Here is a 25,095-nt window from a genome sequence, read left to right as displayed (position 1 = left end):
GCCAGCCTGCCCTCAAAGCCCCTTACGGGACACCGTTTAGTGCCGCATCAGGCAACGTTTGCCCTGTTCACGACTTCGCGGAGGCGTTGGTCAGCGGTGTGTTTGTTCCGCCAGATGATGTAGCGGCGGATCGTAGCGGCGGATCATGCTGCCCTGGGCCTTGTGGGTGGGGTGGTCGGTGCCGTCGAGTGCGAAGTAGCGCAGGGCGGTGAACTGGGCCTCGATCCTGTTGAGCCAGGAACTGTTGGTCGGTGTGTAGGCGATCTCGACGTTGTTGGACTCGGCCCAGTCCGCGACGCGGTGGCAACGCTTGGTGGTCAGGTGCGGGGAGTAGTTGTCGCAGATGATCGCGATGCGCTGGCCGGTCGGGTGGAGAGAACGCAGGTAGCGGCAGAACTCCAGGAACCTCGTGCGGTTCTTGGTCTTCTTGATGTGGCCGTAGAGCTGGTTCTTGCGCAGGTCGTAGGCGGCGAACAGGTGCCTCACCCCGTGCGGGCGGGTGTAGGTCGCCCGGCGCCGCGGCCGTGGTTCGCGGTCGGGGTCCCTGTGCTTTCCGCCGCGTCCGGCCCACTGCCGGCCGGGGTGGGGCTGGAGGTTGAGCGGCCCGAACTCGTCCAGGCAGAAGACGACGTCGGGATCGCCCCGTTCGGGGACGACCTCGCCGTCGGCGATCGCGTAGAGGTGCTCGACACGGGCCTTCTTGGCCGTGTAGTCGGGGTCGCGCGAGGCTTTCCAGGTCTTCATCCGTTGAAAGGTGACGCCCTCCTCGCGGAGCAGGCTGCGCAGGCCCTCGTGGCTGATGTCGTCGACCACCCCCTCGGCGACCAGGAAGTCCGCCAGCTTGGCCAGGCTCCAGGTCGAGAACGGCAGTCCGTACTCGGCCGGCTTGGACTTGGCGAACTTCTTGATCTCCCGCCGCTCAGACAGCGAGAAAGTGCGGGGGCGGCCACCTCTGTATTTCGGGTAGAGCGATTCGAAGCCGTCGGTGTTGAAGTTGTGGAGCACGTCTCTGACCCGGTCGTCGCTGGTGAACGTCACCTCGGCGATCTGGGCCACGGGCATGGACTGCGCGGATAACAGCACCATCTGGGCCCGCCGCCAGGTCACCACCGAACCGGTGCCCCTGCGGATGATCCGCAACAGTCTCCTGCCCTCGTCATCGTCGATCTCCCGCACCCGCACACGCTCAGCCACGACACCATTGTGAACACCAACCACCCCTCAGCAATGGCATGTTGGGGCAAACGATGCCTGATGCGGCACTAGGCGGCAGAGCCTCGCGGGCCCAAGCATGGTCAGGATGTACGCCGTCGCCGGGGAGAGCGGGGGGCTTCACGGGCGTCCAGCCGCCCCTGTTGGGTCAGGTGATCTTCGCAAAGAATCGCCCCAGCTTTCCGTACTCCGTCTCGACGCCCTGCAGAACGTCCTCGCGTGACACCGGGCGCTCGGCGGCGGCTGCGGCGAACGCGGCGCTCTCGACACATGCGCGGATGCTGCCACCCGCGAGGTCGTAGCTCTCGGCTAGGGCGTCGAGGCACAGGTCCTCGGGGATCGAGGCGCCGAGCAGGGAGCGCCACAGACGGGCGCGGACCTGGGGGTCGGGGCTCTCGAAGTGCACGACTTCGTCGAAGCGACGGGTGAAAGCGGCGTCGATGTTGGAGCGTAGGTTGGTGGTCAATACGGCCAGGCCATTGAAGGCTTCAAGGCGTTGCAGGAGGTAGCCGCTCTGCATGTTAGCGTGGCGGTCGTTGGAGCTCTTGACCTCGCCGCGCTTGGAGAACATCGAGTCAGCCTCGTCAAACAGGACGACAGCATCGAGCATCTCGGCGGCGGAGAAGACCCGTTCGAGGTTCTTCTCGGTCTCGCCGATGTACTTCGACACGATGGACGGCAGGCTGATGACATAGAGGTCGAGGTCCAGTTCGCGGGCCACGGCCTCAGCGGCCATGGTCTTGCCGGTGCCGGACTCCCCTGCGAACAGGGCTGCGGTGCCCTTGCCCCGGCCGCCTCCTCGGCGCAGTCCCCAGCCGTTGAACACCGTCTCGCGGTGGCGGACGCGGGCCACCAGCATGTCCAGGCGAGTGCGGACCTCCGGCGGCAGCACCAGGTCCTGCCAGCTGACCTCGGGCACGATGTGCCGGGCCAGGCTTCCGAGTTCACCGGCGGCGCGCTGCCGGACAGCTTCCCGTACGGTCCCCACGGCGGGGGTGGTCGCGTGCAGGGCCGAGGCGCGGTAGATGCGTTCCACGGAGACCGAAGCTGCGGCGCCGAGCCGGTCGCCGGGGCGCCGGGCGTCGGCCGCGCGCAGGTCTATCTCGACGGGCCGGGGCGTGTCCCACCCGTAGGCCGCCCAGCTCTGACTTCCGTAAAGCAGCAGGGGGACCGGTTCCTCGGCGAGCCGGGTGACGAGACGGCGCAGGAACTCGGTCTGTTCCGGCTCGGTGTGGGTGGGGGCCGTGAGGGGCAACAAAATGGCCGCGCCGAGCAAACGCGCCTCCAACGTGGCCTCGGCGGCAAGCTGTTCGGGGGAAGTCCCGCCGGCGGTGAGGCCGTCAGGGTCCACTACAAGGGGGACGAGGCCGGTCGCCGCGAGCGCCGCGCGGCTCGCCGGGAGGGCTTCGCCGTGAATGCCCTGGCGAAGGTAGCAGGTCTGGCGGGGATGGGCGGCGAGCGCCGTGTCCAGGTCGGTGGCGTGCCGCATATCGCCGTCATCGGGGTGGGGCGGCAGGACGCGCAGTCGGCGGTTCGCGGACCCGCACTGCTCGCGGCCGACCAGGAAGTCGAGGACACGGTCGGGGACGTCGAGCGCTCGTTCCGGGAAGGACGCATCGGGGTTCTGGCAGGTCACCAGGCCGGTGTCGAACAGCGGAGAGCCCTGGCGCAACAACCCGTCGGCGATCGCGTCCGGTATGGGGATGCCCTGCACGGAGAGTGCGACCGATACGGAGGGGCGGGAGGTGGGCAGCCCGCTCAGGAATTGAAAGGCGGCACCGCAGACAGGCTTGAGTTCGGGCAGCAGACAGGTGACGAGCAGGTCGGTCTCCCTCTGCGAGAGGCGGAACTCACCGACCAGGTGGGCGAGCCGGTCGCCTTCAGCCTTGCGCAGCGAGAGCTGCTCCTCGCCAGGCCAGATATGACCGTCGACAGGCAGGGACTCGGCGCCCTCCGAGGGACTGCCTTCCTCGCGCTCCATGTAGAGACGGCGGAGCCGTTCTTCCGCCACCTCAAGTCGTTCCTCGAACAGGCTTCGGCTCATCAGTCTGAGAGGTCCTTCGCGGGGGTGGGGCACACGGCGGTGGTGCTTCCCAGCCGACCTTAGGAGGCACCCATGCCCGGGGGCTGTCGGCCCGGGTGGACTCGTACCGCAGAAAGTTGATCACCGGGGGCCGTGCGTCGGGCCTCTATGTCCGGGGCTGTAAGACGTTCAGGTCTGGCCCGTAGCCGGTGGTGACGCTGGGTGTATGCCAGGGCAGTGAGCTGCCCCGATTTTCGTAGCGGCCGGATTCTCTGGTTTCAGGCGGCGTTTGGGGCTGCCTGTGATCGGTGATGCCTGCCCTCGAATTCCTCGGGTCGGAGGTAGTCGAGGGCGGAGTGCAGGCGCTCGGTGTCGTACCAACCCACCCATTGAACGACGGCACGTTCGACCTGGTCCGCGTCACGCCAGGAGCCTTGATGCTCAATCAGCTAGGCCTTGAAAGAACCGTTGAGTGGACGTTAAGGCGGTGTCCTGTAGGTGAGGCGGAGGCATCGCTTGTAGCAGTAGAGGGCAGCGGCGAGTCCGAGGAAGGTCAGTTAGCTGCGGGGATAGCGTTCGTAGCGAGGTGACAGGCGCCGGTAGCCGGACAGCCAGCTCATGGTGCGCTCGATCACCCAACGCCGAGGTCCCAGTCGTTCGCTGGACTCGATGCCTTTGCGGGCGATCCGGACTCCGATGCGCTTGCCGCGTAGTCATTTCCGCAGGTGAAGGATGTCGTACGCTTTATCGGCGTGCAGGCGCTGGAGTTTGAAGTAGCGTCCGCGGTGGGGGTCGTGTCTCGGTTGGTGGCCCTCCACCATGGGCTTCAGTCCTTCGTCGTGAACGTCCACCTCGTCTGGAACATCCTCAGCAGAAAGCAGCACATGCGTCACTCCGAAGTTCAAGCGGCCGTTCCCACGCTCCGTGCGGACCGCGGATCACGGTCGACAGCCGGGCAACGGATCGGCTACGCCATGTTCCTCAGCCGATGGCTTCAAGCGCCGCTGTACGCCGGGCTGATCGTGGCGCAACTGGTCTACGTCTGGGTATTCCTGGCGGAGCTGTTTCACCTGGTAGGCAGTACCCTCGGGGGGTATGCGAAGGCCACGGAGACAGCCACCATGCTCGCCGTACTCGGCCTCGTCGATGTAGTCATGGTTGCCAACCTCCTCATCATGGTGATCGTAGGCGGGTACGAGACGTTCGTGGCGCGGACGAATCTGAAAGACCACCCCGATGAGCCTGAGTGGCTCAGTCACGTCAACGCCAACGTCCTCAAAGTCAAACTCGCTACCGCCATCGTCGGTATCTCCTCCATCCACCTGCTCAAAGCCTTTATCGGTATCAGTGAACCCGGCTGGCAGTGGCAACAGGCCTTGTGGCAGGTGATCGTGCACGTGGTTTTCATCGCCTCCGCCATCGGCCTGGCAGTGATCGACAAGCTGATGCCGAGTCACGCCCCGAAGAGGGACACCGATCCCCGGTTCCGTGGAAATCTTCCGGAACGCGACCCGGATGCCCGAGGGTCTGTATCGTCATCGGTGTAGCTCCCGGTCTAGGAAGAACACCTGCTGAGCGGCGCGATCGCCTCTGCTGAGGCGGTTGAGGAGATCCAGCCGGTCGAGTTGTCGGCGACGTGCTGGATGACCAGTTGATCGGGTAGCTGATCGACCGGGCCCGCGCGAGCGGCCTGCAGTTGGCCGGCGAGGGCGGGTTGCTCCAGCAGCTGACCCAGCGGGTGCGGGAGGCCGCCCTGGAGGACGAGATCATCGACCACCTCGGCTCTGAGGAGCGCTCCGGTCGGGGCCCGGCAGCGGCAATAGCCGCAACGGGCTCCGCGCGAAGACTGTGCTGGCTGACGTTGCCCCCTCCGGATCGAGGTGCTGAGGAATTGTGAGGAAGCTTCGAGTCTCGGAGGGCATTTGATCTAGGCGTATTGCCGCGTATACCCCAGCAGGTTCCTCGCCGGATTGTTATGGTGTCTTCCGTTATGCGCTTGGTGAGGTTGTCGATCGAGGCGATGTAGATCATGGCTTCGGAACCTGGCGCTGAGAGTCTCGTAGTCGCGGGCGAGGCGCCTGCGGAGCATGAGCCCGAGACTTCACTCAACTAACCAGCATCTTTTGACGACGTGAAACCCGCGGATATCGAGGTTTCTGTTGACGACTTCGACGTCGATTCCGAGCTGGGCCCCGTGCTCGACGACAGCGTTCTTGAATCCGGTGTCCGCGGTGGACAGCTTCGGCAGGGCCACGGGCTGCTTGATAGTCGAGAATGGACATCAGGTCTTTGTCGGCGAACCGGCCGGTGACCACGGCGGTGCCCAGGACTCAAGGCTGGTTCAAAGTCGAGCGCCATCGTGGCCCTGTGGATGACAGGCGATCTGTCCGGAAGGGCGTTGTTGCGGGCCGCCAGCTCTACACCGCAAGAGCAGGGTTGACAGGCCATCAGGTAAATGGTTGCGAACCCAGAGGGACAGGTCGCTGACCAGCGGCGATGCGAACCGTCGATGACTTTGAAACGGCCCTGGCCCAGGGCCCGGTCGACTTTCGCGGCCGAGTAGAGCTTGGCAAGCACGACCGCTTCGACCATTTTCACCTTGACCCGACGTGCGCCAGCCACCTCTGATTCGATCAGCCATGAGGTCGTTGAAGATAGACACGCGCACTACGTACTGACCGTGAAACAGAACCAGCTAACCTTGCTCGCGCAGCTCAGCGCACTGTCCTGGGCCGATGTCCCCGGCCGGGCCCGGGCGCGGAACCGCGGACACGGCCGCCGTGAATACCGCGCCGTCCTGGCCGCCACCGTCCCGGCCGGTCGGCACTTCCCGCACGCCGCCCAGGCGGTCCGCCTCCGGCGCACCGTCCGCCACCCCGGGCGGACAGCCCCAACACACCGAGACCGTCTACGCCATCACCAGCCTCGCAGCACATCAGGCCGGCCCCGCCTACCTGGGCGCCTACACCTGCGGACACTGGAGCATCGAGAACAGGCTGCACTGGGTCCGCGGCACCGCCGGCGAGGACCGCTCACAAGTCCGCACCGGCAACAGCCTCCGCACAATGGCCGCTCTGCGCAACCTCGCCATCGGAGCCCTCCGCATCACCGGAAGCACTGTTGCTTCACATCGAGAACCCGCTAACTCTCCTTGCGTGACCTGCGGAAACGCTAACCACCCGGCCTTGGGAACGCCTCAGATCAACCGTGTCCCACACCACGGGAGCATGCCCACCCGCTATCACGCACCAATGCATAGGGCCTGCTGGCCGGGCTCGCGCTCGGGCCGTCCGCCGGGTGGTCCACCAGGCCGATCGTGTAGGCGACCACCGCGGCCTGGGTACGGTTACTGAGGCCGAGCTTCGACAGAGTGCGCGACACGTACGTCTTCACGCTCGCGTCGGCCAGGTGCAGTTCCTTGGCTATCTGGCCGTTGGACATGCCCATGCCGATCAGTCTCAGTACCTTGCGTTCGCTGTCGCTGAGCGCGGCCACCCGGGCGTCGATGCCGTTGACGTGCACCGGGGTGCGCAGCGTCGCCTGGCGGACCAGGTTGCGCAGCAGCTCCGGTGCGAAGACGCGGCCGCCGGAGGCGACGACGCGCATCGCGGATAGGAGTTCTTCGCGCCGCAGGTCCTTGAGGAGGAATCCACTGGCGCCGGCGTCGAGGGCCTCCAGGACGTGGTGGTCGCTGCTGTACGTGCTGAGGACCAGGACGCGCGGAGGGCTGGGGAGTTGGACCAGTTTGCGGGTGGCGCAGACGCCGTCCATGTTCGGCATGCGCAGGTCCATCAGCGCGATATCGGGCTGATGCAGCTTGGCCTGGATGATGGCGTCAGCGCCGTCGGCGGCCTCGCCCATCACCTCGAACCCCTCGGAGTCCTCCAGCATCATCCGCAGGCCCGACCGGATGATGGCCTGGTCGTCGACGATGATCACGCGAATGGTCACGGTGCTGATTCCTTTTCTTCGGAGTAGGGGATCGGCAAGACGGCCCGGACATGGAAGCCGCCGTCCGGCTGCCGTCCGGCGTGGAAGCGGCCACCGGCCGCGGTGACGGCCCCGCGCAGCCCCACCAGGCCGAGACCTCCGGAGTCGAGGGCGACGGGCCGGTACGGAGAGGGGCCGTTGTGAACGGTGAGGGTCACCGTGTCGGGTGCGAAGGCCAGGCCGATATGGACCGGCGCGCCAGGGGCATACTTGGCCGCGTTCGTGAGCGCCTCGTGGCCCGCCCGGTACAGCAGGTCGTCGGCTGTCGCTCCGCAGCCCCGGGGTCTGCCGGTGACGGAATACGTGGCGTCCATGCCGATCGTCCGCATGTTCCGCGTCAGCTCCGCCAGGAAGTCGTGGCAGTCTGTGTGCGGCAGGCGCTGGTCCGCTTCACCGAGAGCGCGCAGCGCATCGACAACATCGCGCAGTGCCCGCATGACAATGATCGCGCCCTCCTCAAGTTCCTCGAAGTCCTTGACCACCTCGGGGGACAGACCGGCGCGGCGCTGCGCCACGCCGGCCCGCAGCACCAGGTACGTAGTGCGGTGGCCGACGTTGTCGTGGATCTCGTGGGCGAGCAGGGTCCCCTTCTCGGTGAGGGCGAAGCGGGCCGCGTGGTCGGTGGCGGCTTCCGCGCGGGTGACCTGTGCGCTCAGCTGCTCCTCGTATGCCCGGCGACGCCGTACGAAGTGGCCGCAGACGGCGGGCAGGACGTAGGCGAGACCGGTGAAGTAGATCCGCCAGGGGGCGCTGTCGATCAGTTCGCCGGTCAGCCACCGGGTGCTCAGCCAGGCCAGCGCGGCGGCGCCCACGACGGTGGCCCGCCAGCGCGTGCCGTAGCGGCCCACCGCGTACGTCGCGGCCGTCAGCGCCGTCCCCTCATCTGAGCAGAGCGTCGCGGCGCAGGCGACGAGGACGCACAGGCCGGGATGGGTGCGTCGCCACATCAGGCTCGCGGCTGCGACCAGCGCGCACAGGCAGCTGGCCGCGTAGCCGTGGAAGATTCCCGTGCCGTGCACTGTCACCAGGGCCAGGCAACTGGCGGCGCCCACGAGCAGGGCGAGCCCGGCGTCCAGGAGGCGCAGTCGGCGGGGCGAGGGTGTGTCGCAGCGCAGCAGGGCGCGCAGCCGCCGCCGGATGAGTGTGTAGACGTGGGTCGGCACGGTTCACTCCGGACGCGGGTGGGGCGGCGCGGGCACCGGCCGGGCCGCCGGGAGGGCGACGGCGATGGTGGTGCCCTGCTCGGTCGGGTCGATGTACACGTGTGCGCCGTGCAGCGAGACCAGGCTGTTGACCGCGTACAGACCGGTATGCTCGGGCTGCACCCAGTCCACGGGCAGTTCGCTCTGTAGGCGCACATTGAGCGCGTCGAGCTGCTTGATGCCGATGACGCTGCCGTCGTGGCTGACGCGCATGGCTACGCCTCTGCCGTCGGTTGCCTGGGCCGACAAGCGCACGCGCCGGTCGGCGGGCAAGAACTTCGTGGTGTTCTCGATCAGTTCAGCCGTCATGTGCGTGATGCCGTGGACGGCCCCGGCTCTGAGGTGCACGCCGGGCACGTCGAGGCGTACGACGGCGCGGGTGCAGTCCTCGATGTCCGCCGCTGCGGCCCGCAGGACGTCGATGAGCGGGGCATCCTCACGGTGGCGGTGTTCGGGGCCCTCGCTGGCGAGGATGAGGGTGGTCTCGCCGTTGCGGCGCCTCCGGGTGGCGGGGTGGTCCATTTGGAACAGGGTGCCGAGGGCGTGCGGGGCCTGCTCGGCCATCTGGAGCTGCGAGAGCAGGTCGATCTGTCGGTGCAGCCGGCCTGACGGCGCGGACAGGGCGTTCCGTTCGTTCTGGAGGTCGCGGGCGAGGGAGGCAGCCGCCACCAAGAGCAGCGCCTGCCGCTCGGCGGTGACCTGCCGGTCCAGGACGTCGGCCGCGTCCCGGATCTGGAGGACGCCCGGGGGCACGGGCAGGGCGAGCACCGCCGCCACCTGCATGCTCAGCCAGTGTTTACTCATCTGATCCCCCGTCGTGCTCAGCGGGCCGGCGTCTGCTCAACCGGGCTGAAGAAAGAACCGGCCGAGTTGCTCTCGGGTGGCAATGTCCAGGAGCATCGCGATCTCCGCCGCCAGCAGCGAGGTGGCGTACATGACCTGACTGGTGTCGGCGTCGGCGTCGGACACCATGACCAGACTCGTCTGCGCGTCGACGGGCGCCATGCAGAGGTGATGCCGCTGCATGTTGATCATGACGGCCCCGACCCAGCCGCTGCCGTACGCCTGGGCTGCCGCCTTGGTGAGCGAGGCCAGGCTGGAGGACAGGGCGGCAAGCCGCTCTGCGTCGGCGGTGTCGGTGGACGGGTCCGAGCACATGACGAGGCCGCCGGCTGACAGCAGGACGGCACTCCTGGCCCCGGGCGTCTTCTCCCAGGAGTCGCGGATGACGTTCTGGATGTCCAGGGCCTGGTTCCCGGCTGATTGCATTTCTCTCTCCGCTCTCAAAGGACCGCTGCGGCGGCGCGCGAGTCGGCCGCTGGGACGAGGCGCCGCTCCATCGCGTGCTCGACCACCCGGATCAGGACGTCCTGGACGGCGGAGCGCTGTCTGGCGTCGGTCGGCACCACCGGAACGTCCTCGGCGAGTTGGAGGGCCTTGCGGACCTCGTCGGGCGCGAACGGCTGGCGACCGTCGAAGCCGTTGAGCGCGACGACGAACGGGACGCCGCACTCCTCGAAGTAGTCGACCGCGGGGAAGGAGTCGGCCAGGCGCCTGCTGTCGGCGAGGACGACGGCGCCGATCGCCCCGCACACTACGTCGTCCCACATGAACCAGAACCGGTCCTGGCCCGGCGTGCCGAACAGGTACAGGACGAGGGAGTCCGCCAGGGTCACCCGGCCGAAGTCCATCGCCACCGTAGTGGTGCGCTTGGACGGCACGTGGCTGAGGTTGTCGATGCCCTCGGAGGCGACGGTCATGACCGCCTCCGTCCGCAGCGGGAGGATCTCGGAGATGCTGCCGATCAGCGTGGTCTTGCCGACGCCGAATCCGCCGGCCACGACGATCTTGGCCGAGGACATCTTTTCGGCGGAGGGTGGCTGCTTAGAGGCTGTGAAGTCCACTGAGGACCCTTTCCAACAATGCGGTGGTCGGCTGGTCGCCGACGGGCTCCATGACCGAGACGAACCCGACGGCGGACAGGTCCGCGACGAGGATCCGGGCGACGCCCACGGGCACCCGCAGATGTGCGGACACCTCAGCGATCGAGGCGGCTTCGGTGCACAAGGACAAGATCAGCTCGTGTTCGGGCTGGGCGCCGACCGGGCCCCGTCGCTCGGTCACGACCAGGGCCTCCAGGGGGAGTTCCAGGCCGGTCACCGTCCGTCCCGCCGTGATGGTGTACGGGCGGGGAGCCAGCGGCGGGGGGCCGGGGCTGGGCGGCTCAGTCGGCTGCTGCGGCATGATCCCTCAGCGTGGACCGCAGTTCGGGAGTGAGGACGTGGCCCACCCGTCGCACCAGCCGGGTCATCTGGTATCCAAGGACTGCCCGGTCGGTGCCGGTGTCGGCGGCGACGGCCAGCAACGACCCATCGGAGACGGTCACCACGACCAGGATCGAGTGCTGCATCTCCAGTACGGTGCGGTGCACCGCACCCGATTCGTTCAGCTCGGCCGCCGCGTACCCCAGCGCCGCCAGGCCGCTGGTGATGGGCGACACGAGTCCGGGTGCCGGTGCCTTGGCGTCCGAGGCCCGAGCTAGCAGCACCCCGTCCGCTGAGACCAGCGCGACGTCGAAGACGCCCGGCAGGTCGCTCTGGAACCTCTGCAGTACCCACTGGAACTCGCGCACCGGGTCACCCTGGGGCCGGGCACGCGGTGCGGGGGATGGCTCAATCGTGTACACGGTGCTCCTCCTGAGCGGGCTCCTGCGGCGGCTCCGGCTGGGCCTGGGCGATCCCGTCGGTCAGGCCGCTCATGCGCCGCCGGATCTCAGCGGGGTCGGGAAGGGCGGCGGAGCCACCGGTCGCCGAACCGGGCGCGGTGATACTGCCGACGCGTGCGCGTCGCTGCCGCACGGGCAGGCCGGCCTGAGTGGACTCCGGCGCCGGGCCGCCTTGTTGAGGTATGGACTGCTGCGCCGGTCCGCCCTGTTGGGGCGCGGCCCCTTGCGCCGGGTCACCCGACCACCGGAGGTGCTCCTGTGCCAAACCTCCCTGCCGTGGTAGGGACTGCTGAGGTGTGGACGCCTGTGTCGGGCCCGGCTGCCGCGGTGCGGACTCGCTGCCGGCGGCGGGGCCGAGGGCCTGCATCGACATGGTGGAGGGGTCCTGTGTGCGGGCGCCCATCCCCCGGCGGGCCTGCCCGTACCGCACGGACTGGTGGGCCGCCGGGGCCGACAGCGCGGCCGACTGCACTGGATGCGGGTCCGCGGCTGGCTCGGCCAGCATGGACTGCGGCAGGATCAGCGAGGCCACCAGACCGGTCGGCGTGTTCTCGTACAGACGGACAGCCACCTGATGCTTCCGGGCGAGCGCCCCCACGACGTAGAGACCCAGGGACTCGCTGAGCTGGGCCCGGAATCCGGCGGTCTGGTGCAGAGTCTGTTCGGCCTGAGCCAGCTGCTCGGGGCCCATCCCGATGCCCGCGTCGCGGATCTCCAAAAGGGCGCGGCCGTCGGGCATCCGCTGGCCGCTCACCACGGCCCAGGTGTCCGGGCTGGAGAACGAAGTGGCGTTGTCGAGGAGTTCAGCGACCAGGTGTACGAGGTCGTCGGCGGCGTAGCCGACCACGCCGACCGGGGGCAGCGCGTGGTAGGTGACCCGCCGGTAGTCCTCGATCTCGGAAGCCGCAGTCCGTACGAGCGTGAGCAGGTCCGTGGTCTCGCGCCGCTCGGCCGAGATCTCCGCTCCTGCGAGCACCAACATGTTCTCGCTGTTGCGGCGGATCTGGGTGGAGAGGTGGTCGAGGTGGAACAGGTGCGCGAGCACCTCGGGTTCCAGCTCGCGGCTCTCCAGTTCGGTGATGACCGCCAGTTGGCGCTGGATGAGGGACTGGTTGCGACGGGAAAGGTTCAGGAAAAGGAGGTTGGCCTCCTCACGCATGCCGACCTGCTGGCGAGCGAGGCGTACGGCCTCCAGATAGACCCGGTCGAAGGCGCGCGCCACATCGCCGATCTCGTCTCGACTGCGGGGGGCGAGCACCTTCCCCTCCAGGGCGCGCGGGATATCGCCGTTCTGGGAGAGGTGGCGGGTCACGTCGGGAAGGTGGACGTCGGCCACCTTCACCGCCGAGCGGCGCAGCCACGTCAGCCCGCGCACCAGGTGCCGGGAGGTCGCGATGACCAGGGCTGTGGCGATCAGCAGGGCCAGCACCGACAAGACGATGGAAACCACAGCCTTCTGGTTGGCCTGGTCCTTCTGGTCGAGCGCACTGGCCAGCACACGGCCCTCCACAGTGTCCTGGAGCTTGTCCAGCTGGGTGCTGACGTAGGTGAGGTCCTCGTACCAAGTCTTCGGCAGCACCTTGCGGAGGTCGGGCTGGCCGGTGGAAGAGCTCAGCTTCTGGATCGCGTAGGTCACGGCGGCCGACGGCGCGGCATCGACGATCTGCTGGAAGGCGGCGGCCTCGGAGGGCTTGGCGTACAAGCCGAACTCCATGCCGGTGATGCCGCGCACGAGCTGGGAGGCGAGGACGTTGCCCTGTGCACCCGCTGTGAGGCTGCCGGAGGGGGCCGAGGCCAGCACCGAACGCTGGCTCGTGACCATGACGTCGTAGAGAGCCAGGGTGTACAGGGTCCAACCGGCGCCCCGGGCCTGTTCGCCGATCCCGCCGACCTGGTTATACAGACTGGCGATCGACACGATCACACCACCGTACCGGCTCTCGACGTCACTGGCGGCGGTATGGGAGTCCGCGAGTTTGCGGGCCTCCTGAAGGGAGTCGAGCCCGGTGCGGGTGACCTTGTACTGGCGCTCCATGTTAGAGCTGGCGGGCAGCTCCACGAGCTCATGCAGGAACTGCTTGGCCTTCGTGTCGGTTTCGGCTCGGCCAGTGCCGTCGGTGGGGCGGAGCCGGTCGTGCGCCTTCGGGTCGACCGCCAGGTCGCGCTCCTGGGCCAGCGCCCGGATGAGGGAGGTCCCGGTCCGGCTGGTCTCGGCGATGCGCGCCGTGTCGCGGTACTGGTCGGCGGTGTCCAGGGCGCCCTTGACTCGTATGCCGGCGAAGCCGAGGGCGGCGAGCAGCGGTACGAGGACGACGACGAGCATGCGCGTCGGTACCCGGAGGTCGGCGAGCACGCGCCTGCGCCAGGGCAAGGGTGTAGGGCCCGCTCCTGGTATCTGCTCGTGCCGGGAGCCCGGCGCAGGAGCACCTTTTTTCACGGGGGGAGACCTTGTTTCCGAGGAAGTGGAATAGGGCTGTCCGAGCCTATGTACGTTCCGATGGCGACTCACTTGACCAATGGGCTACCCCCATCGGCCGAAAGTAGATCCGATGGTCCCGTGCCGCCCCTTATGGCGTGGCCCTTCGGGACCCGTAGACAATACGGTCAGCCTCGACGCGGTTGCGCGCGCCGCAGCATGCGAGCACCAACGGATGCCCCCGCGTCGCCAATGCGGTGGGCGGCCCGAGGTGTCGACCACCAAGAAGATCACTGGAAGTGGTGACGGCCGGGGCGGTCAAACGACCGCCCCGGCCGCCACCATCGTTACGGCGCGCTGACGGCACCGGGGTTGAGGTGGTCCAGGTAGGTAGTCACCTTGCGCAGGGTGTCCGGGTCGGTCATGCCGCCGCCATGACCGACCTGGTCCGTGACGACGTGCACGGCCTTCTTCCCCAACTGCGCCGCCACCGCGTTGGCCCACGCGGCGGGCGTGGACGAGTCGTGTGTGTTGCTCAGCAGCATCACCTGGTTGGCGCCGCGCGTGGTGACCGGCAAGGAGGAGTCCTTCGCAGGCTTGGGGCCCGCCAGGCATATGGACGTGTACAGGCTGGCATTGGTGGAGTACCCGGTCACTGGGGCAACCGCGCGGGTGGCGGCTAGGTCACGGCGGGCCTGGTTGGTGTTGGGGACAGCTATGTCGAAGTCCGAGCAGACGATGGGGTCGGTGTAGGAGAGCGTTTCCGGTGTCTCTTCCCCGGCCTGAGCCGGGCCCCGGGCGGCGATCACACCCTGTCCGTTCTCCTTTCCCTCCAGGGGCTTGGGGAGCGGGTTGCGGCCCTCGGAGAGCGCGAGCAGCCCCTGGGCAGCCTCTTTGAAACTGTCGCGGGCCGTCGCGTCGATGTACTGGGTGACGCTCACCGCCGTCCACGGCTGTCCCATGAAGTCCCCGCCGGGGATGCCGCCCACGTCGGCGTTGCGCTGGGCCGTGCGGAAAAGGGCGGCCACGTCCTTGCCATGGAGGGCGCAGCCCGTGTCCTGGGCGCACCACGACCGGAACCGGTCGAAGACCGCCTCGGTACCGGCCGCCGCGGTGGTGACGAACTCCCGGCGGCTCTGCGTGGGGTTCATCACGCCTTCCAGGACCGCGCCGTTGACGTGCTCCCCGAACAGCCCGAGGTAGCGCTCGGCCATCAGGGTGCCGTAGGACATCCCGTAGAGGTTGACCTTGTCGAGCTTCAGCGCCTTGCGGAGCGCTTCGGCGTCACGGGCCGTGCTGTAGGCATCCAGGTGCTCGTCGAGGCGCCGGTCGCCGGTAGTACAGCCTGCCCAGAACGCCTTCTGGTTATGGCGCAGCGCGTTGAACGAGGCGGTGTCCGTCGGGGGGACGAACGGAATCTTCATCACCTTGTCCGTCGGGCAGGTCAACGGGGCGCTCTCCCCCACTCCGCGCGGGTCGAAAGAGACCAGATCGTAGGCAGGGAGGTCTTTTCGCAGCGAGGCGAAGGCGATGTCCCCGCTCTCGCCGGGACCGCTGGGGAAATTGAGGATGGCCCCCTTGGCACGCATGGTCGGCTTGGCGCCCGTCGTTGCCTGGGCCGTCTCGCTCCCCGCCGCACCATCAGACGCCTTCAGCCGGAAGACACGAAGGTCAACCGTGCCGGACTTCGGCCTGGACCAGTCCACGGGTACGGTCAGCGTCCCGCACTCGACGCCTTCCGTTATGTCCTCCCGCACGCACTGGCCCCATTTGACGCCCGCCGCGACGGGCACCGGATTCGGCTCGACGCTGGCAGCGGACGGCACCCTGAGGGCGGAAAGAACACCTACGACGGCGAGGCACGTGATCTTGGCCGACATTTACGTCTATCTCCTTGGAACTGTACGGATGAACGCGACATTCCCATCCTTTCCAACGCCGGGCCCCGCTGCGTCCCTCCAGCGAGCGACCTTGTGTACATCCGTGGTCGTACCCGACTGGCGGGTCCGTGAAGTTGACGCCCTGTCTCGCATTCGGTGGTGGCGGAGCGTGGGTTATGCGAGGAGGGCGCGGTGGCGGAACAGGGTGAAGCCTGCTCGCCCGTGTATCTGGCGCGTGATCTGTTTGGTCTTGGTGTTGACGCCTTCGGTGGGGCAGTTGCTGTACGGAAGCGTGAGTCCGGCGATCACCGCGCCGATGTCCCGGTCTAGGCCCCGGGTGAAGGCATATAGATGGAGCAGGTCGGCTACTCGGACTTGGGCGATCCAGCGCGGGAGCGCGTCGGCGTTGTCGATGTGAGGCGTAAGGAGCGGCGCAAAGTCCCGTAGAAAAATGGCCAGTTAGGTCATTTCAGGGCAGGCGGCGTGGGGCAGGGCACGGCGGATGGCTTCGGCGTAGGCCGCCGAGCCGTCGCGGCACACGGCCTCGATGCCCGGATGCTCGCGCAGCCACTCCTCGAGGGTGTCGGTGGTGCGGTCGGGCAGCACGTCGATCCGCTCGTGGGTCTCGGCGTCGATGATCGCAATGGCATAGCGGTGGCGCTGGCGCAGCGCGAAGTCGTCAACGCCGACCACCCGGGGCACCCGCCCCGTGGGCAGCGGGATCCGCAGCAAGGTGCACAGGGCCGTGTGATGCGACAAGCTCACCGCCAGTATCGCCAGCAAGCGTGCCCCGGCCCGGCCTGCTACGGCAACTCCTTGACCACGGCCTTTACTTGCCTGGTCAGACGGACAGTTCGCCGTTGGTATCGGTCCAACACGCCGGTCACCTGTTCGCGGAAGGTGTGTAGGCAGCCGCGTGAGGGCGCACCAGACGCCGCACTCGCACACGGATCACCACCCGCCGTTCATCAACCGGCACGTCCGCGACCGTCCGCCAGTGATAGCCGTGCACACGTCCCGACGAGGCCCCGCACACCGGGGCTGTGCGAGTTCCCGGGGTCGCCCAACTGCGTGCGGGTGCAGCAGGTTAGGGGCGGATGACAGAGCGGCCACGGAGTCCGTGCTCATTCACGGTGTCTGTGCCGAGCGATCAAGAAGGTTCCCTTGTCCGCTGTCTCATCTTCCGGGGCGGGCGGCGGGTGATCGCGGTGGACGGCAAGGCACTGCGCGGCTCCGCACGCCTGGACCAACCTCGTCGGCACCTACTGTCCGCCGTCACCCACGGCTGTCCGGTCACCCAGGCCAAGGCCGGCTTCAAGACCGACGAAACCCGGCACTTCCAGCCTTGCTCGCCCCCCTCGACCTGAAAGAAGCCGCACTCACCTTCGACGCGTTACACTCCGTGAAGGCCAACGTCACCTGGCTGGTGGAGGCGAGGAGTCGCACTACGGGGCCGTGATCAAGCCCATCCAGCCGACCGCATGGACCCAACTGGACAGTCTGGACGGGCATGCGGGGGCCATCCAACACACCGCCTCGAACACAGGACACGGCCGCCGCGAGTCCCGGCCGGTCAAGACCTGGCCATCGTCGATGGCCTTGGCGGGATCGCCTTCCCCCACGCCAAGCCCGCCCCGCGCGTCCACCGCCGCCGCTCACTTACGTTCCCACTGGCGAGGGAGGCTGTATCTGGCGACGGTGATCGACTGTTGCACCAAGGAAGTGATCGGCTACATGTCAGCCGAGTACAGAGAGGTGTTGCGGCGCCTCGCTCTGCGGCGTTCCGCTGGCCGTACCTGGATCTGTTTCGATAGCGCTATGGCCGAATCATTTTTCGCAGCCCTGAAGAACGAGCGCGTGTCCAGGGTGACTTACCTGACCCACGAAGCTGCCCGGCAGGACATCACTCGGTACATCGAATTCTGGTGCAATCACAAGCACCTTCACTCGGCAATGGATTACCGCCCTCCGTGCTAAGTCCATGTCGAATACCGGAAGTTGCGCATCTCAGCGTGAAGTCATCGGCAGACGCCTGTCCGGGAAACACGAGGCCCCTCAGGGTCACGAGGGCACGCTGGCCACATGGATCTCCGGCGAGCAGGAGGCATCCCGCGCGGGCCTGGACCTGGACGAGCGGGCCGAGCTGGCGCGGCTGCGCAAGGGAGCACCACGAGCTGCGGATAGAGCGTGACGTGCTCAAGCGATCGGTGATCCTGCCTTTCAAGAGTGATTGCTCTGGTCACTCGTGGGATCGGAGGGCCCAGGGGTCCCGGGCATGGCTCATCAGTGGTCGCCGCCCTCCAGACAACGAGGGGATGGCGGGTGGCACACGGGCATGGCCCGCAGGGCGCCTCCAGGCTCGCCGAAACCGGCCTGCGGCCGAGATGGTGCGTGGCCGGCGGCGTCGGCTCGCCCCGCTGTTGTCCGTGGCCCGGCGCTTGGCGGAGTTCCAGGAGCCCACCCGCTGTGGCTCTGCCTCGGCGTCGTCACCGAGGCGGACGCCTTCGGCGAGGAGGCCCTGGTCGCCCTGCGCGACGAACTCCCCGGGCTGGAGACAGTCATCTGCATGGACGAGCCCGGACGGCGCACCGACCTGTATGCGGGCAGTCCGGTGGAGGCCCTGGCCGAAGCCCTCGCGGAGCTGCGCGACCAGGGCGGCGCCCAGCCGGACCTGTATGTGTGCGGGCCCCCGGAATGATCGACGCGATGGAACGAACCGCGGCCGAACACGGGCTGCCGCCCGGCCGGGTACTGAGCGAGAAGCTCTCCGTTTCGGCCACGTGACCACCCCACCGGCCGGGCCGACCCTCGCTCACGCGGGCTCGGCCCGGCATTTGCGGGGTGCGTGCCCGCGCTCGAGGCGCCGTCCACGCACGTCCGGGGGTGCGACCGCCACACCCAGGCCCGCGACTGCGGCCGATCTCACACCCCCGACTCCAAGGGCGGGGCGGGTCCCCTCCACCCCTCACCGCTTCAGTCGACGCAGGGAATGCCGCCTCCGTCGACCTCCGGGCCCTGGAAGACCAGTCGGGGGCTGGACGAGGGCGCTGGCGTGGGGCCGGTGGTGGGCGGGGTGAATCCGGTGCCGAGGATCACCTGGACGTGCCCGGCCGGGATCATCGAACTCGCCGTCGCCCTACCGGCGTTGAGCTTCGCAGCGATCTGTTCGCCCGCCTTGTCCGCGCCGGTTCCGTACAGCACCTGGGTCTTGCCGCCCTTGGCGCGCGTGCCCACCGCACCCTTGGCGTAGCCGGCTGCCACCAGCGACTTGGCGGTGGCCTCCGCCCTGCCGGACAGGCCGGAGGCGTTGTAGACGTCGACAGTCGCGGGGGCGGGCTTCTCTGGTGTGGCCGAGGGCTTCGGCGAGGAGTCGGATCCCTTGTTGTTAAAGAGGGCCTTGACGGTCTTGCGGACCTGTTCGACGTCGACCTCGTTGACGGATTGCTTGCCTTCGCCGGGAACATTGACGTCCGTCAGGGCCTTGACCGGCAGGGTGTTGTAGACGACGTTGCCACCGGTGAGGTTGGGCGCCTGCTGGGCGAAGTCGAGCAGGTTCCATTGGTCGTCGATGACGATGTCCTTCTTCACCACCTCCAGCAGCCTGCGTACCTTGCCGAGATCGCTGATGATGCCCTTCTTCTTCAGGGCGATCATGGCGGAGGTGATGAACGCCTGCTGGCGGTGGGTGCGGTCGAAGTCGCCGTTGGTCAGGTTGTGCCGCTGGCGCACGAAGGCGAGGGCCTGGGCGGGGGTGGCCAGGGTGTTGATGCCCTTGTGGAAGTCGGCGCCCGATCCCTGCCCCTTCATAGCGGGGTCCTTGGTGGCCTTCTTGAGGCATACGTCGATCGGGCCGATCGCCTTCGCCACGTCATAGAAGCCGATCAGGTTGACCTCGGCGAAGTGGTCGATGTGCACGTCCAGGAATTTCTGCACGGTGGCGAGGGTGGCCTCACGGCCCGCCTCACGGCTCTGCTGCTCCAGGGCAGCTCCCTTGAACCCCTTCGCCTTGAGCCCGGCTTCAGCAGCGCTCTTGGCGATCCCGTACGCCTCCTTAACCTTGTGCATGCCCTGCCGCGAGCCGTCCCCGTTGTATGTCATCACGTAGTCGTCGCGGGGGATGGAAACGGCCTGCGCCTTGGCCTTGCCGCCGGGCGGGATGTGCATGAGGATGAGGCTGTTGGTGTTGTAGCCGCCGACCTTGCTGGACGCGCCCGCGTGCAGTTCCTGACTGACGACCTCGGGCGGTAGGTCGTTGCCGTCCATGTCCTTGCGGCTGTCGAGCCCGATCAGCAGCAGGTTGACGGAGTTGTCCAGCTTCGGCGGACCGTTCTTCTGCGTGCGCGACAAGGCATCCGAGGTGGATGCACCGTTTACTAGCGACTGGTAGGTGAACCAGGACGCCCCGCCGCCGACCAGCGACAGGCAGCACACCCCGGTCGCCGCCGTACGCCCCAGGACGGTCAGGCGCGACGGCCTGGCGCCCCGACGCCGCTCGGCCCGGCTCCTGCCTGCTCCGCGCTCACCCATGGTGCTTCCCCTTCCCCCGCGTCCGCCGGACAAGGGGCACGGCGAGCGCCGCTGCGAGGGCGGCCAGCATCGCGATGAAGGCGTTTGCCGACCACTTCAGGGCGCCCGTGGCGAGGGCCGCGCCGGTCGAGGTGTCCGAGCCGAGGGCCACCCGCACGCTCATGGCGACCAGCAAGACCACCACCGGCGCCGCCGTCACTGTCCACCAGGCACCGGCCCGGCTGCTGAGCCAGGTGGCCCCGGCCGCACCGGCGGCGGCACAGACCACGAAGAGCGGCCCTTGCCCGTCGGACACCAGCGCGCCGAACAACGGCCCTGCGACCAGCGGCAGCACGGCCAGGCTCGGGCGGCCGCTCCGGTGACGGCTGGGCGGGGAGGTCGGCCCGCCTGTCCGTGTGGGCCGCGCTTCCGTGGCGCCTCGGCGATGCTGGGGCACCCGGAGCTCGTAGGGCCTGGTGTGGTCCGCATGCGGGTTCACCCGGCGGGCGCAGCCGGACTCGGCCTGCTGACCCCATATGTCAGTCATCCCTCACACCTCTTGCCCGGCTATCGTGCCCGCCCTCCCACCCAGGCGCTGCGGCACTTGCTTCATGAACGACAACCGAACGTACTTTCCGATGCTTATTTGCGCAAATATAAGAATTTTCCATACCTGCTGGGCAAAGCCCTGCGGCCAGCCGCGAAGAGCCTGGAGCTCAGCGCGTCGACGGCGCCGGAGCAGCTACAATGACCTGCCCACAAGGGAGTTAGGATTCGTCGGCGCCCCGACAGGCGTTCGCAGCCGTCCATGATCCTCTGGGCTTGGGCGGCGATCAGGACGCGGGGACGCTTCCGGCCGGACTTGAGCTTGATGGTCCGGGTCCGCTCGGGCTTGCGGGAGGCGATGTGCTGCAGGAACGGCTTGCAGGAGGTGGCCGACGAGCGGTGCCACCCGGCCGGACGCATCGTCACCAGCAGATCGGCGACCTCGATGCCGCTGCGGGCGTGGAACTCGTAGAACGTGCTGACCGCCGTGAGCTTGCGGTTCACGCTGGAGGCCGCGCAGTGGTGTTCGACCGTCGGCAGCACCGCCACCGCCCCGTTCCGGGCCAGGGGCGGCAGCAGCAGCCAGGCCACGAAGGCTGCCACCCCCTCCCGAGCAACGGCCTTCCAGTCGAGGCTGCGGCCGTCGAGGTAGGTCCACCAGTCCTTGGGGTCATGGGCGTACGTCTTGATGGTGTTCAGCGACCGCTCGATCGCCGTCAGGTAGACCAGGAACGACTCGACTGGATCAACCGGCCGTAGATCATCCCCCAGCAGCGTCCACGACTCCGTCGTGGACCCAGGTGTGGGCACCTTCTGTACGCCCATCACGCCTCCGCCCCTTCCATGTTGGACGGCGGCAGATAACCGCATCCGCCACGGGAGTTGGGGGAACTGCAGCGTGCTCCACGCACATGAAGGACGCGCTCGTGCGGGCTCAAGATACCGGTAGTTCGTTGACGTGGGTGCGGGGTAGCGGTAGTCCGGATGGTGGGGGGTGGTGATGCCCCCTCGTCGTCCGTGTCCGCCGGTGCCGGGGCCGCTGGAGGACTACGCCGCGTGTTTCGATGACCTGTTGGCCTCCCTGGCCCAGCGCCGGGATTGCGCGAGTATCTGACGGGGCTGCTGGCGCCACGGGACCGGAACAAGACAGTGACCTGCCTGGCCGGCGCGGAACCGGTGGTGGGTGCGCGTGATCCCGCGGTGCAGCGCCTGCAGTTCTTCCTTTCCGAGTCCCCCTGGGACGTCGGGCAGGTCAACGCCAGACGGCTGGAGTTGCTGCGCGAGTAGCCGAAGACCGCTCCGCACGCGGACGGGGTCATCGTGATCGACGATTTAGGGGACCGCAAGGACGGCACAGCCACCGCGGCCGTAGGCCGACAGTAGCTGGGACGGTACGGCAAGAGCGACAATGACGTGGTCACCGTGACCACGCTGTGGACCGACGGGCGTGTCTACCACCCGCGGCACACCCAGCCCTACACCCCCGCCCACCACTTCCCGCGCGGCCCGCGTGATCCCGCCTTCCGCACCAAACCGCAGATCGCTGCGGCTCTCGCGACCCAGGGCAAGGAGGCGGGCTTCGCCTGCCGGGCGGTGGTCGCCGACTGCGCCTACAGTGTCAGCGAGGCGCGAGGCCCGCCTGCCCTACGTGGTCCACCTCAAGCCCCACCGCGACACCTGGACCCCCGCCGACCAGCCGCACACTCCCCTCGACGCCGCCCACACCCTGGCCTGGCACGATGCCGAACACCCCGGCAACTGGACACCCGTCGAGCGCCACTTCCATGACGGGCACATCGAGACCTGGTGGGTCGCCGACGCCCGCCTGAGCGGCTGGGGACCCCACAGCCGGGTGCGACTGGTCGTGGCCACCACCGACCCGGCCACCCCGCCACCCAAGGCCACCTGGTATCTCGCCACCAACCTGCCCCACCCCAACGCACCCCACGCCACCACCAGCCCGCACCCGCCCACCGGCCTCGCACAGATCGTCCGCCTCTACGGACTACGACCCTGGATCGAGCAGAGCTACAAACAGATCAAGGGTGAACTCGGCTGGGCCGACTTCCAGGTCCGTTCCACCCGCGCCATCAAACGCCACCAGACCCGGGTCGACTGCGCGTTCTCCTTCTGCTGGGACCAATGGTTCGCCCCACCCGTCCCCGTGGACCCCATGACTACCGACCCCTGCCCCAACGACCGGGCGGAGAGGAGGATCCCCATACCCCAACCGCGCTCCTAGCCCAGAGCCTTACGCGCCGTCCGGGCCTAGTACTGCAACGGTGCTTGCTGTGACGGGTGGGTAGTTTCGGGTGGGGTGTGGCCGCGTCGTTTGTAGTGGCTGAGGCGGGCCTGGTACTGCCTTTTCCGGCGCCAGTGGGACCAGTGCAGGATGTACTCGACGGATGCGGGCCGGCGGTGGGTGAGGCGGTGGGTCAGGCGTCTGATCTCGGCGAGGCTGAGGTGGATGAGCCCGGAGGATCCGTTTCTGCTTTCTCCGCATCCAGTTGGCGGGCCCGCAGGACGGTCAGGGCGGCGTGGGCGGCCATGGCCAGGGTCATGTGGCGGTGCCAGCCGGGGTAGCGGCGGACCTGGTAGTCGTCCAGGCCGCACTCCTGCTTCGCGCTCTGGAAGCACTCCTCCACGGCCCACCGGCTGCCCGCGACCGAGATCAGCTCGTCGAGCGTGGTGTCGGCGGGGCAGTAGGCGATGTAGTAGGAGATCTCTTCGGGCCGTCGGACGCTGCGGCGGGCGATGACCCAGTGCCGACGGTCCTCACGGTGCCAGGGCCGCACCTCGACGCGGGCCCAGTCATAGACCCGCGGACCGTGTGCGCCCTGGCCGCACGAACGACGCTTCCACATCTGCCGCGGCAGGCTGGGGAACAGGCCGTGGACGGGGTGGTCGATGGACCAGCGGGTGACGACGGTGTCGTGCCGGGTGGTGGCCATGACATGGAAGACATCGGCCTGTTCCAGCTCGAAGCGCCAGCCCTTGCTGTAGCCGTAGGCGGCATCCGCCGTCACCCATCCGAACGGGATCTTGTCCGCGATCGCCCGCCGGACCATCGCGCGAGCCATGGCCACCTTCGTGGCGAAGACGACGCTGTCGTCGATGCCGGCCTGCCGGCACCTGCTCCGGTCATCTGTCCATGACGTGGGCAGATACAAGCGCCGGTCGATCAACGTGCGCCCGCGGTGGGTGGCATAGGCGAGGAACACGCCGATCTGGCTGTTCTCCGTGCGTCCGGCGGTGCCGGAGTACTGCCGTTGCACCCCCGCCGAGCGGGTGCCCTTCTTGAGGAATCCCGTGTCATCGATGATCAGAACGGCATCCCGGTCCCCGAGGTGGCCAAGGACATACTCACGCACGTCGTCCAGGACCTCGTCGGCGTCCCACTCGATCCGGTTCAGCAGCCGGTGGATGCGGTCAGGTCCCGCGTGCCCGGCCTCCTCCGCGAGCGTCCAGCCGTTCTTCCGCTCCAGCGGAGCAATCAGCCCCCGCAGATAGGAAAGCGCCGACTGCCGCGGCTCCTCCCGGTTGAACCGGTGCACGAACCGCCCGTGCACCGCACTCAGTTCCCCAGCCCACAATCCGACATCAGCAATGACCCCACCCATAACCACACCAACGACCGACCTGCCCACCCGTCACAGAAAAGACCGTTGCAGTACTAAACGGTGTCCCGTAAGGCCTGGCCAGGCATGTGATGATCTTGGTGTGGGTGCTGTGGTGACGGCGTCAGAGCCGGGCTGGGTAGGGCTGTTCGCGGGTCTGGGCGAGCGGCAGTTCCGCAGGCTGGTGGGTCTCGTGCGGCGCCGGGGTGGTGGTGCGCCGTCCGGTGGCCGGCCGTGGGGGCTGCCGCTGGAGGACCGGGTACTGCTGGTGGCCGCGTACTGGCGGACGAACCTCACGATGCGGCAGCTCGGCCCGCTGTTCGGGATCTCGAAGTCGGCCGCGGACCGGGTCATCGACCACATCGCTCCGCTCCTTGCCCTGGCACCGGTCCGCCGCCGGCACCCGGCAGGCACAGTGCTGATCGTGGACGGAACCCTGGTCCCCACCCGCGACCGGAGCGTGGCCGCGTCCTCCAAGAACTACCGCTACTCGACGAACCTGCAGGTCATCATCGATGCGAACAGTCGCCTGGTGGTCGCGGTCGGCCGTCCGTTGCCCGGCAGCCGGCACGACGCCCGGGCCTATGGCGAGTCCGGCGTGGACCAGGCGGTGAAGAACGCGCCACTCCTGGGTGACGGTGGCTACCGCGGTACGGCCGCGCTCATTCCGCACTGGCCCCGCCCGAACCGGCCTCTGACTCCTGAGCAGGAAGCGGAGAACACCGTCCATCGCCGGGCCCGGGCCCGCGTCGAACACGCCTTCTCGAGGATGAAGACCTACAAGATCCTCCGCGACTGCCGCCTGCGCGGCGACGGCGTCCACCAGGCCGCACTCGGCATCGCCCGGATACACAACCTCGCTCTGGCAGGCTGAGCCAGGCGGCACACCAACCGAGCCAGCCTGCCCTCAAAGCCCCTTACGGGACACCGTTTACTACGCACACGCCTGGCGCCTGGCCAACGAAGCCAAAGAACCGG

The 25,095-nt window shown here is 68.1% G+C and carries 22 protein-coding genes and 5 pseudogenes; 8 read left to right on the top strand and 19 right to left on the bottom strand.

What is annotated here, in order from left to right; translation table 11 throughout:
* Nucleotides 1-47: 47 nt before the first annotated feature.
* The 4 genes and pseudogenes from AB8O64_RS35860 to AB8O64_RS35845 all read right to left on the bottom strand — a co-directional run.
* A pseudogene (locus AB8O64_RS35860) lies at nucleotides 48-1,194 on the bottom strand (IS630 family transposase).
* A 166-nt stretch (nucleotides 1,195-1,360) separates the two neighbouring features.
* Nucleotides 1,361-3,256, bottom strand: coding sequence for an ATP-binding protein (locus AB8O64_RS35855; protein ID WP_370424155.1), 1,896 nt, complete (start codon nucleotides 3,254-3,256; stop codon nucleotides 1,361-1,363).
* A 257-nt stretch (nucleotides 3,257-3,513) separates the two neighbouring features.
* Nucleotides 3,514-3,681, bottom strand: coding sequence for an integrase core domain-containing protein (locus tag AB8O64_RS35850; RefSeq protein WP_370424379.1), 168 nt, complete (start codon nucleotides 3,679-3,681; stop codon nucleotides 3,514-3,516).
* Nucleotides 3,682-3,714: 33 nt separating this feature from the next.
* Nucleotides 3,715-4,077, bottom strand: a pseudogene (locus AB8O64_RS35845) (transposase); the annotation flags it as partial.
* Nucleotides 4,078-4,209: 132 nt separating this feature from the next.
* Between AB8O64_RS35845 and AB8O64_RS35840 the strand changes: the two are divergent.
* The gene (locus AB8O64_RS35840; protein WP_370424378.1) at nucleotides 4,210-4,782 is read left to right on the top strand and encodes a TIGR00645 family protein; all 573 of its coding nucleotides are present in this window, start codon (nucleotides 4,210-4,212) and stop codon (nucleotides 4,780-4,782) included.
* A 116-nt stretch (nucleotides 4,783-4,898) separates the two neighbouring features.
* Nucleotides 4,899-5,104 (top strand): annotated as a pseudogene (locus tag AB8O64_RS35835) (transposase); the annotation flags it as partial.
* Nucleotides 5,105-5,191: 87 nt separating this feature from the next.
* Here the strand turns inward: AB8O64_RS35835 and AB8O64_RS35830 are convergent.
* From AB8O64_RS35830 to AB8O64_RS35780, 11 genes and pseudogenes are all read right to left on the bottom strand, one after another.
* Nucleotides 5,192-5,471 (bottom strand): annotated as a pseudogene (locus tag AB8O64_RS35830) (IS5/IS1182 family transposase); the annotation flags it as partial.
* 965 nt (nucleotides 5,472-6,436) lie between these two features.
* Entirely contained in the window at nucleotides 6,437-7,186 is a 750-nt protein-coding gene (locus tag AB8O64_RS35825) for a response regulator (protein ID WP_370424154.1), read from the bottom strand.
* Nucleotides 7,183-8,388, bottom strand: coding sequence for a sensor histidine kinase (locus AB8O64_RS35820; RefSeq protein ID WP_370424153.1), 1,206 nt, complete (start codon nucleotides 8,386-8,388; stop codon nucleotides 7,183-7,185). The genes AB8O64_RS35825 and AB8O64_RS35820 overlap by 4 nt, the downstream gene beginning before the upstream one ends.
* A gap of 3 nt (nucleotides 8,389-8,391) precedes the next feature.
* On the bottom strand, nucleotides 8,392-9,231 hold the full coding sequence (locus AB8O64_RS35815) for an ATP-binding protein (protein WP_370424152.1): 840 nt from the start codon (nucleotides 9,229-9,231) through the stop codon (nucleotides 8,392-8,394).
* A 36-nt stretch (nucleotides 9,232-9,267) separates the two neighbouring features.
* Nucleotides 9,268-9,696: a roadblock/LC7 domain-containing protein gene (locus tag AB8O64_RS35810; RefSeq protein ID WP_370424151.1), complete on the bottom strand. Its 429-nt coding sequence runs from the start codon at nucleotides 9,694-9,696 to the stop codon at nucleotides 9,268-9,270.
* A gap of 14 nt (nucleotides 9,697-9,710) precedes the next feature.
* The gene (locus AB8O64_RS35805) at nucleotides 9,711-10,331 is read right to left on the bottom strand and encodes an ATP/GTP-binding protein (protein ID WP_370424150.1); all 621 of its coding nucleotides are present in this window, start codon (nucleotides 10,329-10,331) and stop codon (nucleotides 9,711-9,713) included.
* Nucleotides 10,312-10,671, bottom strand: a complete 360-nt coding sequence (locus tag AB8O64_RS35800) for a DUF742 domain-containing protein (RefSeq protein WP_370424149.1) — start codon at nucleotides 10,669-10,671, stop codon at nucleotides 10,312-10,314. The genes AB8O64_RS35805 and AB8O64_RS35800 overlap by 20 nt, the downstream gene beginning before the upstream one ends.
* Nucleotides 10,652-11,113 carry a roadblock/LC7 domain-containing protein gene (locus tag AB8O64_RS35795; protein ID WP_370424148.1) on the bottom strand — a complete coding sequence of 154 codons (462 nt, stop codon included), beginning with the start codon at nucleotides 11,111-11,113 and terminating at the stop codon, nucleotides 10,652-10,654. Before AB8O64_RS35795 ends, AB8O64_RS35800 begins: the two co-directional genes overlap by 20 nt.
* On the bottom strand, nucleotides 11,100-13,523 hold the full coding sequence (locus AB8O64_RS35790; protein WP_370424146.1) for an ATP-binding protein: 2,424 nt from the start codon (nucleotides 13,521-13,523) through the stop codon (nucleotides 11,100-11,102). Before AB8O64_RS35790 ends, AB8O64_RS35795 begins: the two co-directional genes overlap by 14 nt.
* Before the next feature lie 392 nt (nucleotides 13,524-13,915).
* Nucleotides 13,916-15,448, bottom strand: a complete 1,533-nt coding sequence (locus AB8O64_RS35785; RefSeq protein WP_370424145.1) for an alpha/beta fold hydrolase — start codon at nucleotides 15,446-15,448, stop codon at nucleotides 13,916-13,918.
* A 174-nt stretch (nucleotides 15,449-15,622) separates the two neighbouring features.
* Nucleotides 15,623-16,508, bottom strand: a pseudogene (locus AB8O64_RS35780) (transposase); the annotation flags it as partial.
* A 148-nt stretch (nucleotides 16,509-16,656) separates the two neighbouring features.
* Here AB8O64_RS35780 and AB8O64_RS35775 point away from each other — a divergent pair.
* The 4 genes from AB8O64_RS35775 (at nucleotide 16,657) to AB8O64_RS35760 (ending at nucleotide 18,146) form a co-directional block, all read left to right on the top strand.
* Nucleotides 16,657-16,815 (top strand): hypothetical protein, encoded by a 159-nt coding sequence (locus tag AB8O64_RS35775; RefSeq protein WP_370424143.1) that lies wholly within the window; start codon nucleotides 16,657-16,659, stop codon nucleotides 16,813-16,815.
* Nucleotides 16,816-17,041: 226 nt separating this feature from the next.
* Nucleotides 17,042-17,425 (top strand): IS3 family transposase, encoded by a 384-nt coding sequence (locus tag AB8O64_RS35770; protein WP_370424377.1) that lies wholly within the window; start codon nucleotides 17,042-17,044, stop codon nucleotides 17,423-17,425.
* A gap of 4 nt (nucleotides 17,426-17,429) precedes the next feature.
* A complete protein-coding gene (locus AB8O64_RS35765) occupies nucleotides 17,430-17,639 on the top strand; it encodes a hypothetical protein (protein WP_370424142.1) in 210 nt (69 codons plus the stop codon).
* A gap of 144 nt (nucleotides 17,640-17,783) precedes the next feature.
* The gene (locus tag AB8O64_RS35760; RefSeq protein WP_370424140.1) at nucleotides 17,784-18,146 is read left to right on the top strand and encodes a hypothetical protein; all 363 of its coding nucleotides are present in this window, start codon (nucleotides 17,784-17,786) and stop codon (nucleotides 18,144-18,146) included.
* Nucleotides 18,147-18,421: 275 nt separating this feature from the next.
* Here AB8O64_RS35760 and AB8O64_RS35755 read toward each other — a convergent pair whose 3' ends face one another.
* From AB8O64_RS35755 to AB8O64_RS35745, 3 genes are all read right to left on the bottom strand, one after another.
* The gene (locus tag AB8O64_RS35755) at nucleotides 18,422-19,975 is read right to left on the bottom strand and encodes an LCP family protein (RefSeq protein WP_370424139.1); all 1,554 of its coding nucleotides are present in this window, start codon (nucleotides 19,973-19,975) and stop codon (nucleotides 18,422-18,424) included.
* Nucleotides 19,968-20,501: a DUF6542 domain-containing protein gene (locus AB8O64_RS35750; RefSeq protein WP_370424138.1), complete on the bottom strand. Its 534-nt coding sequence runs from the start codon at nucleotides 20,499-20,501 to the stop codon at nucleotides 19,968-19,970. Before AB8O64_RS35750 ends, AB8O64_RS35755 begins: the two co-directional genes overlap by 8 nt.
* 95 nt (nucleotides 20,502-20,596) lie before the next feature.
* A complete protein-coding gene (locus AB8O64_RS35745) occupies nucleotides 20,597-21,325 on the bottom strand; it encodes a site-specific integrase (RefSeq protein ID WP_370424137.1) in 729 nt (242 codons plus the stop codon).
* Between the two features lie 790 nt (nucleotides 21,326-22,115).
* On the opposite strand from AB8O64_RS35745, the gene AB8O64_RS35740 reads away from it, so the two are divergent.
* Complete coding sequence (locus AB8O64_RS35740) at nucleotides 22,116-22,742, top strand: hypothetical protein (protein ID WP_370424135.1); 627 nt, start codon at nucleotides 22,116-22,118, stop codon at nucleotides 22,740-22,742.
* 193 nt (nucleotides 22,743-22,935) lie between these two features.
* On the opposite strand, the gene AB8O64_RS35735 is transcribed toward AB8O64_RS35740, so the two are convergent.
* Nucleotides 22,936-24,120: an IS701 family transposase gene (locus AB8O64_RS35735; RefSeq protein WP_370424134.1), complete on the bottom strand. Its 1,185-nt coding sequence runs from the start codon at nucleotides 24,118-24,120 to the stop codon at nucleotides 22,936-22,938.
* A 100-nt stretch (nucleotides 24,121-24,220) separates the two neighbouring features.
* Here AB8O64_RS35735 and AB8O64_RS35730 point away from each other — a divergent pair, with 100 nt between their 5' ends.
* Complete coding sequence (locus AB8O64_RS35730) at nucleotides 24,221-24,991, top strand: transposase (RefSeq protein ID WP_370424125.1); 771 nt, start codon at nucleotides 24,221-24,223, stop codon at nucleotides 24,989-24,991.
* Nucleotides 24,992-25,095 lie beyond the last annotated feature (104 nt).

The organism is Streptomyces sp. QH1-20, from assembly GCF_041283565.1.
Classification (GTDB): Bacteria; Actinomycetota; Actinomycetes; order Streptomycetales; family Streptomycetaceae; genus Streptomyces; species Streptomyces syringius.
This window is presented reverse-complemented; position numbering and strand designations above follow the sequence as displayed.